Annotated in this window: 11 protein-coding genes; 7 read left to right on the forward strand and 4 right to left on the reverse strand. The window is 55.6% G+C overall.

What is annotated here, in order from left to right:
- Window positions 1-13: 13 nt before the first annotated feature.
- Window positions 14-724, forward strand: a complete 711-nt coding sequence (locus DFP98_RS19515; protein WP_281275143.1) for a glycosyltransferase family 2 protein — start codon at window positions 14-16, stop codon at window positions 722-724.
- A 63-nt stretch (window positions 725-787) separates the two neighbouring features.
- Here the strand turns inward: DFP98_RS19515 and DFP98_RS19520 are convergent, their stop codons facing one another.
- From DFP98_RS19520 to DFP98_RS19530, 3 genes are read right to left on the reverse strand one after another with little or no spacing between them, the layout of a single operon-like run.
- Window positions 788-2,173, reverse strand: a complete 1,386-nt coding sequence (locus tag DFP98_RS19520) for a glycosyltransferase family 2 protein (RefSeq protein ID WP_116062273.1) — start codon at window positions 2,171-2,173, stop codon at window positions 788-790.
- A complete protein-coding gene (locus tag DFP98_RS19525) occupies window positions 2,167-3,261 on the reverse strand; it encodes a glycosyltransferase family 4 protein (protein WP_116062274.1) in 1,095 nt (364 codons plus the stop codon). The genes DFP98_RS19520 and DFP98_RS19525 overlap by 7 nt, the downstream gene beginning before the upstream one ends.
- A gap of 49 nt (window positions 3,262-3,310) precedes the next feature.
- Window positions 3,311-4,033, reverse strand: a complete 723-nt coding sequence (locus DFP98_RS19530; protein ID WP_116062275.1) for a glycosyltransferase family 2 protein — start codon at window positions 4,031-4,033, stop codon at window positions 3,311-3,313.
- A gap of 173 nt (window positions 4,034-4,206) precedes the next feature.
- Here DFP98_RS19530 and DFP98_RS19535 point away from each other — a divergent pair, with 173 nt between their 5' ends.
- On the forward strand, window positions 4,207-5,118 hold the full coding sequence (locus DFP98_RS19535) for an NAD-dependent epimerase/dehydratase family protein (RefSeq protein ID WP_116062276.1): 912 nt from the start codon (window positions 4,207-4,209) through the stop codon (window positions 5,116-5,118).
- Window positions 5,119-5,142: 24 nt separating this feature from the next.
- Here DFP98_RS19535 and DFP98_RS19540 read toward each other — a convergent pair whose 3' ends face one another.
- Window positions 5,143-6,111 (reverse strand): ketoacyl-ACP synthase III, encoded by a 969-nt coding sequence (locus tag DFP98_RS19540; RefSeq protein ID WP_116062277.1) that lies wholly within the window; start codon window positions 6,109-6,111, stop codon window positions 5,143-5,145.
- 185 nt (window positions 6,112-6,296) lie between these two features.
- Between DFP98_RS19540 and DFP98_RS19545 the strand changes: the two genes are divergently transcribed.
- From DFP98_RS19545 to DFP98_RS19565, 5 genes are all read left to right on the forward strand, one after another.
- Window positions 6,297-6,923 carry a YhcN/YlaJ family sporulation lipoprotein gene (locus DFP98_RS19545; protein WP_116062278.1) on the forward strand — a complete coding sequence of 209 codons (627 nt, stop codon included), beginning with the start codon at window positions 6,297-6,299 and terminating at the stop codon, window positions 6,921-6,923.
- Between the two features lie 353 nt (window positions 6,924-7,276).
- Window positions 7,277-8,911: a response regulator transcription factor gene (locus tag DFP98_RS19550; protein ID WP_116062279.1), complete on the forward strand. Its 1,635-nt coding sequence runs from the start codon at window positions 7,277-7,279 to the stop codon at window positions 8,909-8,911.
- A gap of 32 nt (window positions 8,912-8,943) precedes the next feature.
- The gene (locus DFP98_RS19555; protein ID WP_147310241.1) at window positions 8,944-10,671 is read left to right on the forward strand and encodes a sensor histidine kinase; all 1,728 of its coding nucleotides are present in this window, start codon (window positions 8,944-8,946) and stop codon (window positions 10,669-10,671) included.
- Between the two features lie 226 nt (window positions 10,672-10,897).
- Window positions 10,898-11,830 (forward strand): ABC transporter permease, encoded by a 933-nt coding sequence (locus tag DFP98_RS19560; protein WP_246016597.1) that lies wholly within the window; start codon window positions 10,898-10,900, stop codon window positions 11,828-11,830.
- A 22-nt stretch (window positions 11,831-11,852) separates the two neighbouring features.
- The gene (locus tag DFP98_RS19565) at window positions 11,853-12,764 is read left to right on the forward strand and encodes a carbohydrate ABC transporter permease (protein ID WP_116062281.1); all 912 of its coding nucleotides are present in this window, start codon (window positions 11,853-11,855) and stop codon (window positions 12,762-12,764) included.
- Window positions 12,765-12,803: the final 39 nt, after the last annotated feature.

Raw genomic sequence — 12,803 nt, forward strand, 5'->3', positions numbered from 1 at the left:
TCCGCTTGTATCTATCGTTGTCCCCTTTTATAACGATCCGTACATTCGAGAGGCTTTAGAGAGCGCACTTGCGCAAACCTATAAGCCTCTTGAGATTATCGTCGTGAACGATGGCTCCGAGCGGGAAACGGACGTACTGTACCGGCTCGAAGGGGCCGGACGCATCCAAGTCGTTCATCAACCGAACCGGGGTACGGCCAGCGCGCTGAACGCCGGCTTTCGTCTTGCCAAGGGGCAATACGCGGCGTGGCTGAGCTCGGATGATCGGTTCCGTCCCGACAAGATCGAGAAGCAGGTGCGCTTTATGCAGCAAAGCGGTTGTTCGATCAGCCATACGGCGTTCCGACGAATCAACGGCGAAGGTGTGGCCGAGATGCGCCCCGTCGTGCTGGCAGAGGGAACGATGCTGCAGTTTTATCGGTCGCTGCTGCTCAGCAACACAGTTAACGGCTGCACGGTCATGCTAACCCGGACGCTGTTTGACCGGATGGACGGCTTTAACGAGCGTCTTCCCTATACGCACGACTACGAGCTGTGGCTCAGAATCATTCTGGCGGGTTATCCGATCGGCTATTTGCGCGAGCCGTTGACGGATTACCGCGTGCATTCCGCAATGGGAACCATCAAGCACGGCGCGGCGATTGAACAGGAACTGGAAAATATTAGGAATAAGTATCATCCGCAGTTGCAAAGGTTAGTAACTGTTCTGGAAGGAAGGGCGTAAGTTGAGAGGGGTTATCTTTCCGGGCCGCCGCATGACGACGCCGAGAAGATAACCCCTCTTGATTTAGTGAATCGGAAACCCGATCGGAGAACGATGAAACAGCTCGGGAGCGATGAATACGGCCCGGTCCATGTTCCAGCCGAAGCGAGTCAGCGTTTCCTCCCAGACGAGCGGCCGCAGCCGTTGGCCTTCGCTGTAATACAGGCCGCCGTTCGGCCCCCGGTACAGAGCGTAGTCGTGCAGCTCGAAGTTCTCCCAAACGTCGCCCCGCATCGGCCAGCCATCCCCGTAGCTCCAGATCTGCTCGTAGCCGAGCGGGATCGCGTCCTCCGGCCGCAGGCCGATGGCGAGCATCGTCGCTTCGCTCTCGATCGGATAGCGAACGCCATGGCAGACGCTGTACATTCCTCCTGCCGGGTCCCGCGCGATAAACACGTCGGGATAACCGTGAGGGAAGTTCCCGGCGTCGATCGGATGACCGGTCGGCAGGCTGTTCAGCAACGCGGAGCCGCATCGGCCGACACGGTCGAAGCTGAGATTGAGTCGGCAGAATGTATCGTACGAGTGAATCGGCCGCTTATGTCCGCGTTCGATGCGGTAGACGCAGCCGTCCTCTCCCATGCCGTACCAGCCGCTTGGCAGCTCGGGCGTTTGCGGTGCATGATGGGGGTGGGGCGAGGCGTAGCGATCGGGCAAAAACGCGGGATCGTGCACCAGAATAAGCCGTTCCGGATTAAAGCCCCATTTGCGGATAAACAGGCGGCGATTGGTTGCGGCTACGCCGTACATGTCGATTGCATTGGCATTAAAGCTCCGGTTGCCTTCATGATAAATGAAGACGTCGCCGGCAAGTCGCAGAAATAATCCCTCCCGCAGCGCTCGGTAACCAAGATCGATATCCTCGTAGCCTCCGACGCCAAACGCTTCGTCGAAGCCTCCCAACCGCTGCCAAGTACTGCGTCTGAGCAGCATACAGAAGCCGCTGAGCGCGGCCAAGTCCTGCCATTGAGCCGGATTGTGCCGATTGAAGTTTTGCGAGAACAGATGGTACTGTCCTTCGCTGCTGACATCTACAGCGATTTTCTGCAAAGGGAGGACGAAGTTCGATTTCGGCCCGACAATGCCGACCCGCTCGTCTGCGTGCAGGCATTGCAGCATGACGGTCAGCCAGTTATGCGAGACGATCGTATCGTTGTTGAGCAGCAGGATATGGTCTCCGCCGGCTGCCGCCGCGCCTTGATTGCAGGCGGCGGCGAATCCGCGGTTCACGCCGTTCGCGATCAGCTTGACGTCGGGCTGCTGAGCGAGCCAAGCCGTCGTGCCGTCGATCGAACCGTTGTCGACGAAGATCAATTCGTAAGGGCTGTTCGTGAAGACGCGAATGCTGTGCAAGCAGCGCATCGTCTGGTCAAGATTGTTCAGCGTAAGAATTACAATGCTCGTCAGCATGGTCTCGCACCAAGGGTCAAGAGCATGCCGGAGAACCGAGCCGCATAGTTTTCCATCGAAAATTCACTCCGAACATGTTTTTTTCCCGTTTCAACGAGAGAATTTCTCAGCTTGCGCTCCGTCATTAGCCGCATTACCCGATCCGCCGCTCCGCTTATATCTCCGTGGGAGTAATAGAGCCCCGTCGTTCCGTCGAGGATCGCCGAACTTACCCCGTCCGAGTTGGAGGTGACGATCGGACAGCCTGAGCTAAGAGCTTCCAGCGCCACGTAGGGCGCTCCTTCGGATTTGGAGGTCATGCAGAGGACGCCTCCGGAAGAAGCGACCAAATCGTAGTAATAGGGCATTAACGAGTTGGCGACGTTATGGTGATGAAAAATGTAATGGCCAAGTCCGAGCCCTTGCGTCCATATCGCAAGCTGTTCGGCCTCTCCCGGTTCGGCCAAAGCCGGGTCGCTGAACATCCATAGCCGCACGCCGGGTTTGCGCTTGATCACTTCTGCTCCGATAAGCAGAAAGTCGCGCCAGTTTTTGTTATCCTCCAACCTGCCGATCCACACCAGCGGAGAGTAATCGAGAGGGGGGGCCGGGGGATAAGCGAACGAGCTTCTGTCGAAGGCGCGAGGATCGAATGGGTTGGCGAACGAAAATTTAGGATTAAAAGGATACAACTCCTCCAGCAAGGCGCCGATGACCGGGGTTCCGGGATATAGGATCGCATCGGCGTATTCGTTCACGAAAGGGATCGCCTCCGACAGATTGCGCCGGGCCTGTTCGGGAGAGCCGAAGCCCTGGATTTCATAGATGATCGGTTTCGCGAAGCCGAGTTGGCGAAATAGCGCCATTTGCAGAAAAAAAGACGTGACCACGATGCAATCGAATGAATAATAGTCGAGTATGTGCCGGACGGCAGGCGGCTCCGAGGCGTAGAATACCGGAATGCCCGGAGCGAAATCGGAGGAGCCGCTGCCTTCCCGAAAGTAAAGAAAATGGCTGTAGATCCCTGCGGGGAGCAAAGCTTGATGCCTTAGCCGATTCAAGGTATTTACCCCGCCGCTAGGCACGATAAATACGAACAGAACCTTCAAGTGGATCCCTCCCCGGTGGCCAAAAATAACGGCGCAAACAGGCCGGTTGTTACAACACGTTCAGCAGGGCGTTCAACTGGGGGGCATAGCTATCGCGGACAAGATTAAACTCGTAATCTACGGCGGCTTTTTTCTGTACGGACCCCATTCCGTCATGCCAGCGATACAGAGTCAGCACCTCGTTGATAAAATAAAAGTCTATTCTGTTCAGATGGACTCTGAGCCAGTATTCGTAGTCTTGCGTACAAGCAAGCGATTCGTTAAAGTAACCGATCCGTTCAGGGATGGAACGATTCATCATGACGGTGGAGCCATTGATCGGGCAGAAGGTGAACAGCGCTTCGATCAGCTTCCTGAGGCTAGGAAATTTGACGGCAAGCGCGCTCATCGTAATATCGTTGTTGGCGTTGATCAGATGGAAGTCGGTGCAACTGATCGGAGCTTGATGCTCTTCCATGAATGCGACTTGGCGGGCGACTTTGTGCGGGTACATCAGATCGTCCGAGCTTAACCAGGCCATATATTTGCCGTTAGCGACGCCCATGCCGTAGTTCAATGCGCTGCCCGTGCCTCCGTTGGCTTTGCCGAAATAGCGGATGCGGGAGCGAAACGGATCGAGCTTATGCTGATGCATCGTCGAGCCGTCGTCAACGACGATAACCTCGATATTCGGATACGTCTGATTCAGCACGCTGGCGACAGATTGATCGATATAGGGACAGTTGTAAAACGGAATAATGACGCTAACGAGCGGAAAATGATCTTTCGTCATGGCAGCCTCCAATCTTTCAGATAGACAAAGCCGATGCTCCATCGTATGTGGACAGGGCGTCAGCCGCCACGACGCTTGAACCGGGTTCGAGCGCCTATTTTCCTGCGGCTGTCCAAGCGGGGAACGGTTTGTCTCCATAAAATGGAGGAAAACGGCAAAGGACTGAAAAGCCAATGCGTGTCATCGTGACTGGGGGAGCGGGATTTATCGGTAGTCGTCTGGTCCGTGCGCTATTGGAACGGGGAGATGAAGTGATTGTCCTCGACGATCTGAGCACGGGGGATCCAAGAAGATTGCCCTCCGGCGTCGATATCCGCCTGCTGCGTGCGGAAGAAGCGGATACGGCGGATTTCATTGCGGCGATTAGGCCTCAAATCGTGTTTCATCTGGCCGCACAAGTCGGGATGGGAAGCTCCGTCAAAAATCCTGCCGACGACGGAAGGAGCAATATTATCGGTACGCTGCGGGTGCTGGAAGGCTGCAGGGAAGCGGGTAGCAAGCTGGTTTTTTCCTCTACGTCAGGGGTATACGGGGAGGCCGTCGGCAACCGGCCGTTCCGGGAATCGAGCCTCAAGAGACCTAGCGCGCCATATGGGCTATCCAAGTGGGTTGCGGAGCAATACATCGATTACGGAGGAAAATGGTGGGGTGTCGCTTACACGATACTACGATATGCCAATGTGTATGGCCCCGGTCAGGCGGCAAGGGGCGAGGGCGGCGTCGTAGCGTGTTTTATGGATAGAATCGGGAGCGGGCTTCCACTTATCATTCATGGCGACGGCGAGCAAAGTCGGGATTTCGTCCATGTGGACGATGTCGTACGGGCAAACCTTGCGGCGATCGCCAAGGGAAACGGAGAGGCGTTCAATATTGGAACGGGAATCGCCACGTCGATCAACCTGCTGGCGGATCGCTGCGAGCGGTTGGCCGCCGCTTCGTTCGGCCGGATCTATGAGCCGGAGAGAAGCGGCGACGCCAGATGCAGCAGGCTGTCGTCGGGTAAGGCCGCAACCGTTCTTGGCTGGAAGCCGGCCATATCGCTGGACGACGGTCTGTCGCAGCTATTTAAGGTAACTAACCGGTAGACGTTCAAGGTTAACGCTTGAGGATCAGATCGTCCATCTAAGCAGCATGCCCGATTGAGTCAGGCCGGAGCCAAAGCCGTATAGAGCGACGAGGTGTCCAGACTGAAGTCGACCTTCCCTGCAGGCCGCGTCCAGCGCGAGCGGGATCGTGGCCGCCGATGTATTGCCGTTAAGGACGACGCTTTGCAGAGCTTTTTCCACTGGCAGCCCCAGTCTTTCGCAGATCGCCTCGATCATGCGCAGATTGGCGCTGTGCGGCACGAACCAATCGAGATTCCCGACGCTTAGGCCGGCCTGATCAAGCAAACCGCGTACGCCGTCGGGAACGGTAGACAGCGCCCATTTGTATACTTCGCGGCCGTTTTGAACGAGTTTTCCGTTCGGATGGCAGTAGACCTGCATGCCGCCGGAGCCGTCCGTTACCGCATTTGCCGCCAACAGGGCGCCCTCGTCCCGGGCTTCGACCAGCACTGCGCCCGCGCCATCGCCAAACAGGATACAGGTGGAACGATCGGTGTAATCGGTTATTTTCGTTAACGTCTCGGCGCCGATGACAAGCACGGAACGGTAGGCTCCGCTTAGGATAAGCCCGTTCGCCATTTGCAGGGCGGTAACGAAGCCCGCGCACGCGGCGCTAACGTCAACCGCAAGACAGCGTTCTGCGCCGATTGCCTGTTGAATTATGGAGGCAACGGAGGGACAAGGCATATCCGGCGTCGTCGTGGCGACGATAATTCCGTCAATCCGCGAGGGGTCAACCGCAGTGAAGCGACGGAGCAGGTCTTGCACGGCCGCAATGGCGAGATCGCTGGTCGTCTGATCGGCCGCAGCTCGGTGGCGCAGCTCAATCCCCGTTCTTCTGACGATCCATTTGTTATCCGTTTCCACCCATTGTTCCAAGTCCGCGTTCGTTATTTTGCCGTCCGGTACATAACTTCCGATTGCCGTAAGCTGGGCTTTGGAGTGAAAGCCTTGTGCAACAGGGGCAGTCATTACGCATTCCTCCATTTTTTTAGTATTAAGTATTAGTACCAGATCCTAATAATGCCATCATACTTGCGATTCCCATCGCTGTCAAGAAAACAGCCGACTCCGATCGAATAAATGCGAACCTCCGGATGCATCCTATGATTTGGCGGGAACGCTGAGCATTCGACCAAAAAGGGGGTCATATCGTCGTGCGTAAAGGCATTATGATTTCAACGACCGTATTATTATCATCCGCAATCGCATTGTCGGGATGCATGAACAAAACCGGGGACTTAGGCAACAAAAACATTCGCAACAACGCCGTTCGCGACAACAACGCCGCTCGCGGTTATGCAGTCGACGAATTCGGCATGCGTCCTCAAGCGAAACGCTTTGCCAACGATGCGGCCAACGAGCAAAATCGCATCAACGGCCATCAGCGCATGAACAACAACGTTGTCGGCATGCACGGCAATACGCGCATGGAAGCCAGCGATCGAATCGCCAACAAAATCTCGGCTATGCCGGGCATCGATTCGGCCTATGTGATGATGACAGATCGCAACGCATACGTTGCGGTTAAGGAAGACGATCGTGCGAACACCGGACATATGGCGCTTAACGACGCTGTGAAGGACAAAATCGCCGATCAAGTGAAGTCGCTATCCCCTTCGGTGGAAAACGTATATGTATCCGCGAACCCCGATTTCATCGGCCGCATGGAGGGCTACGCGAACGATGTCAGAGCCGGGCATCCGATTCAAGGCTTCCTGACCGAGTTCAACGCTCTCGTCGAGCGGGTTTTCCCGGAGCGTTCCGGTACGAGGGAGCGCTGAAGATTCGTCCGCTGCAACCCAAACAGGAAGCCGAGCGCGTTCGCTCGGCTTCCTGTTTTTTCGAGTGCTCAATTTACCCGATCTCAAGCGGGAGCATTTTTAGCTGACGGATAGACCTGTCTGCACGGGTGCGGTGACCGCGTCGGATGTCTTGTCGGTCGTCGTGAAGTAAGGCCGATACGTTCACGCTGCCCGCGGTTAACGTCGGCATGCGCAAATTCGGGTAGCCTCTGTCAGAACGGCTTGAATTGCATCACGATCTTATCGCGTTAGATCATCGACAAGGTTCGGGGACCACCTTATAATGGTAAAAATGTCTAAGAAACGCGCGGTCGCTCCGCGGAGGTGTATCCATGTACAAAATATTGGTCGTCGACGACGAACCTAGAGTAAGCATCGGGATTCGCAACTTCTTGCAGTCCTCGGACTTGAACATCTCGACCGTAGAGACGGCTTTGAACGGGTTCGAAGCTGTCGATTATTTGCGCATGGAACATTACGATCTCGTGCTGACTGACATTCAGATGAGCCGGATGAGCGGAATCGAGCTGATGGAAACCATCTATCTGGAGCAGCCGAGCCTTCCCGTTATCGTTATCTCCGCGCACGAGAAGTTCGAATTCGCCGCGAAGTCGCTTCGGCTGGGCGCGCGCGATTATTTGGTCAAGCCCGTGAAGAGGGAGGAACTGCTGCGGGTCGTTCGCAGCGTGCTCGTCGAGAAGGAAGAGGCCGGCAAGCTGGCGCTCGAGAAGTCTATGCGGAAGCGTTCAAGCGGAGGAATCGGGCCTGGGCGGCGTAACGAGATTCTGATGGAACTGGTGACGGAGAGAGGACTGTCGAAGAAGGATCATGACGAGTTGATCGCCGAGCTGGGCGATCAAGTCAAAGGTCCGAATTTCGGCATCGTCTCTGTTCTTCTCGATCTGAGCCGCGGAGGCTTCAGCAACAGGGAGATGATGCTGCAGGACAGGAAGCTGCTGAAGTACGCGGCGCTGAACTTATTCGAGGAGAGCTTGTCCGAATGGGACGGCTTAACGTTCAGCGGGTTCGGCAACGAGTTGATCGGAATCGTTCAATTGAACGATTCCGACGCGACGGGACAGCGTTATTCGCTTCAATCGCAGATGCATTTCATCGGCCAATTCGTTTTTAAGAACTTTAAGCAATATTTAAACATAGACGCGACGATCGGCATGAGCGGCTTGCGCGCGGACGTCTCCTTATTGGTCAAACTCATGGAAGAAGCCAATAGCGCTGCGGAGTGGAAGAAGCTCCATCCCGAACAGAACGTATTTCATTACGAGGATATCGCTGCGCACGAAAGCTTGCATATGGTCGGATGGATGGCGAAGGTGGAACAGTGCGTGCAGCTGTTGAAGTCGGGCGGCGACTCGGAGACGATGGTTCTCGGCTTGGTCCGATCTTTGCAGGAACTCGGGCATGCGGCGGATCTGGTCCATAGCTACTTCGGCATGCTGGTCTACCGGATCTACGGCTTGCTGCTGGAATACGGCAGCGGCAACAGCGCGTCGCTTCGACGATTCGATCCGGACGCCTATTTCCGGGACTTGCCCGTTACCGGCAAGACCGATCGTCTTGTGGCGTACATCGAAGAGGCCGGCCGGTCGTTAAGTGAGCTGACTCGCGAGCGGGAGATGACGATCTTGTCTCGCGTCATGGGCTATATCCGGAAAAATTATCGCAATCCGGAGCTTAAGATTCAAGATATCGCGGTCGAGGCGCACTTCAGTCCCGCCTACTTCGGCTATTGGTTCAAGAGGGAGACGAAGAAGAACGTCTGGGACTTCGTGACCGAGCTGCGCATCGAAGAAGCGAAGCAGCTTCTGGTCGCGACGGACAAGAAGCGGTACGAGATCGCCTACGAAGTCGGCTACGAGTCCCCGGAGCACTTCAGCCGCATGTTCAAGCGTTACGCGGGCGTCAGCCCCGCCGACTATCGCAAAGAGGGTCAGGGGGGATCGGACTGAAACTCAAATTCAAGGTCACGATCGCGTTCTTGTTGTTCATTGTCGGCCCGTTCCTGGTCGTCGGGTGGATCTCGGCCGATAAGGCGGCGGAATCCATGCAGGATGAAGTCGGAAGGACGATGCTTCAACTGACGAAGCAGAATCATGCCACGATCGAGAAGACGATGTCGGCGGTCAACGACAAGACGATTACGTTCCTGGACAACCATCTGCTCGATCCGACGGGCCCGAACGAGTTCTGGTATAACATCGAGACGCTGGGCGATATCAATCAAGCCGACGAAATCTTGAATCGCTGGTCTTCGGACGGCACGGGCTATACTTTGTACATGATGAATCGGGAAGAGAAGCGAACGCTGTTCGATCTGTCGAACAAGGATACGGGATTCATCTACTTCGATCGCGGCGAGGAGCTCCCCGCTTGGACCGCGCAGGCGATCGGGAAGCGGGGAGCGGGCGCGTTCCGTCTCATTCGCTCGCGGGACGGCTTAGCTACGGTAAGCTTCGCGAGAAGCATTCTGAATACTCAAAATTACAACGAGGTGCTGGGGTTCCTGGTCGTCTCCCGGTTAGAGGTATTGTTGAAGAGAGACCTCCTGTCCGTAGAGCTTCCGGAGCATGCCGGTATTTTTTTATTTAACGACCAGAACGAATTGCTCATGCAGGCCGGTACGACCGACATGCCGGCGGAGAGCGTGCCCGAATCCGCGAGGCAGGACCGGCCGGGATACTTCTTCGCCGGCGAAGGGGGCGATCGGTGGCTCTATGCGCATTCTTACGAACCGCTATACCGCACCAACCTGGTGTATCGCGTCCCGCTGGACTCGATAACGGGAGGCCTGAAGTCGTTCCAATGGGTCATCATGGCCTTGTCCGCGGCTTATTTGGCGCTCGTGCTGCTGTTCGTCCTGTATTTGCTGCGAATGATCGTCAAGCCGCTGCATCGGCTCGTCTCGATTACGAAAATATACGAGCCGGGCGTCCCGATGGACATGGGCGGAGGCGCTCTGCTGCGATCGGACGAGTTCGGCATTCTATACGGCTCGTTCATGAAGATGACGCGGAGACTCGATCGTTCGATCGAAGACAATTACTTGATGAAGCTTCGTCAGCAGGAAACAGAGCTGGCGACGCTCCATTCCCAGATTACCCCGCACCTGCTGTACAACACGCTGGATTCCATCTACTGGTACGCGCTCGATAACGGCAATACGGAAGTCGGGGAGATGGTCATGGACTTGTCGATCCTGCTAAGAATCGGGTTGAGCAAAGGGAAGACTCTGATCCCGATCGGAGAAGAAGCGGAGCACGTGCAGGCTTACAGTCGACTTCAGATGAAGCGATATCCGGATACGTTCGAGGTGCACTGGGACATCGAGGACGCGACGCTCGCGTACACGACGCCGAAGGTGATCCTGCAGCCGCTCGTCGAAAACGCGATTTTCCACGGGGTTAGCGGCATGGATGGGGAAGGCGAGATCTGGATTCGCATCCTTCGGGTAAACGGCACGATCGAGATGACGGTCGCGGATAACGGCTTCCAGAAGGTGGACGCCGAGCGGCTGAACGAAATCGTGCGGGGAGAGATCGAAGACGCGGGCTACGGCGTCCGCAACGTGCATAAGCGCATTCAATTGCATTTCGGCGAAGACTATGGCTTGCGTTACGAGCCAAGGGAGGGCGGAGGGGTCAAAGCGGTCATCAACCTCCCGCTGCACGAGCATGTGCCGAACGATAAGGACCGTAGGTCATCTCGTTAGAATATGGAATTGCCGGAGAGACTTCGGTTATCCTTCGTATGCTCCTGCTATCTGAGGCTGTTCCTTCGTCATCTTGCGTGGCGATTTCGAGGAACGGTCTCTTTATTTCGCGTAAGGCCGACCGGCCAGACACACCGAGTTATACGTCACGCGGTTATAGGATTAAATCATCGTATTGCAGGGGGGGCTAGCCTATACTGAGATCAATCGAGAGGAGTGGACGCAAGTGAAAGAGAGAACGGGGATCGCAGTATTCATCCATTCTCTATGGAAATTCAGATTTCTGACGTTAATGCTCGTTCCGACGATGGCCGTGTTGATCGTGAACAATTACCTGCCGATGTTCGGAGTATTCATCGCCTTCAAGAATATCAACTATATCGACGGTATCCTCGGAAGTCCTTGGGTCGGCTTCGATAACTTCGCCTTTCTGTTCAATTCCGGATCGATCTGGCGAATTACGCGCAACACGGTGGGGTATAGCTTGGCCTTCATGGTCTTCAATACGGTGCTGTCCGTCGCCATCGCCGTGGCGATCAACGAACTGCGCGGCCGATTGGCGAAGACGTATCAGACGTTCCTGATCATGCCGTACTTCTTGTCCATGATCGTCGTCGGCTACTTGGCATACGCCTTCTTGAACGCGGACAAGGGATTCTTGAACTCGGCGTTCCTCGGATGGTTCGGCATCGACCCGATCTCCTGGTACTCGGAGAAGGAATACTGGCCCTATATCCTCATTCTGGTTAACGCCTGGAAGAACGTGGGCATCGGCGCGGTCATCTATATCGCCGCGATCGCGGGCATCGACCATGAATATTACGAAGCCGCGTTGATCGACGGAGCCTCCAAGGCGAAGCAGATCCTGCATATCACGTTGCCTCTCATTCAGCCCATCATCGTCATTATGACCATTCTATCGATGGGCAGCGTGTTCAATACCGACTTCGGTTTGTTCTATCAAGTGCCGATGGATTCGGGAGCGCTATATCCCGTTACGGATACGGTCGATACGTATGTCTATCGCGTGCTGATGGAGCTGAACGACATCGGGATGTCTTCGGCGGCGGCATTGGCGCAATCCGTGCTAGGCTTCATCCTCGTGCTGCTTACCAACTCGGCGGTGCGAAGAATCAATCCCGAGCAAGCGCTATTCTAAAAGACGATACGAGGTGAGCACAATGAACGTTACATCGATTCGGCGGGAGAACACCGTCTCGCCGATCGCCAATGCGCTGCTGAACGCGATGTTCCTATTGCTCGCGCTGGCATGCGTCCTGCCGGTCCTTCTCGTCGTCATCGTTTCTTTCACGCATAACGACGCTTTGGTGAACGACGGCTATCGCTTCTTCCCGACGAAGCTATCCTGGATCGCCTACGAAAGCTTGTTCAAGGATTATTCGACCCTCGCGAGGGCTTACGTCATCAGCATCGGCATTACCGTCGTCGGGACGGGGTTAAGCGTCATTCTGATGGCTTTGTACGCCTATCCGATCTCGCGTCAGGATTATCCGTTCCGAAAGTTCTTCACTTTCTTCCTCTTCTTCACGATGCTGTTCAACGGAGGCGTTGTGAGCAAGTATATCGTCTTCACGCAAGCGCTCGGTCTGTTGGATTCCTACTCGGCGCTGCTGTTGCCGCTGCTCATCATTCCGTTCAACGTCATTATTATGCGGACGTTCTTCCAGGCGACCATTCACCCGGCGCTGATCGAATCCGCAAGAATCGACGGAGCGGGCGAATTCCGCATCTTCTTCCGGATCGTGCTGCCCTTGTCGCTTCCGGTCTTGGCGACGATGGCGCTGCTCGGCACGATCGTGTTCTGGAACGATTGGTTCAACTCGCTTTTGTTCATTCGCACCGAGGAGAAGTACCCGTTGCAATATTTGATGCTGCGCGTGTTGAACGACGTACAGTATTTACGGTCTAACGTACAGTTGGCGGCGCAAAATCCGGAGCTGATGAGCAATCTGCCCGACGAATCGCTTCAGATGGCTTTCGCCGTCGTCTGCATGGGCCCGATCCTGCTCGTCTACCCGTTCTTCCAGAAATATTTCGTCAAAGGATTGACCGTGGGCGCCGTTAAAGGCTGACCCGGCTGCGGTAGACCCGGCGCGCGGAACCATGGCCGC

This window comes from Cohnella phaseoli (assembly GCF_003386235.1).
Lineage (GTDB): Bacteria > Bacillota > Bacilli > Paenibacillales > Paenibacillaceae > Cohnella > Cohnella phaseoli.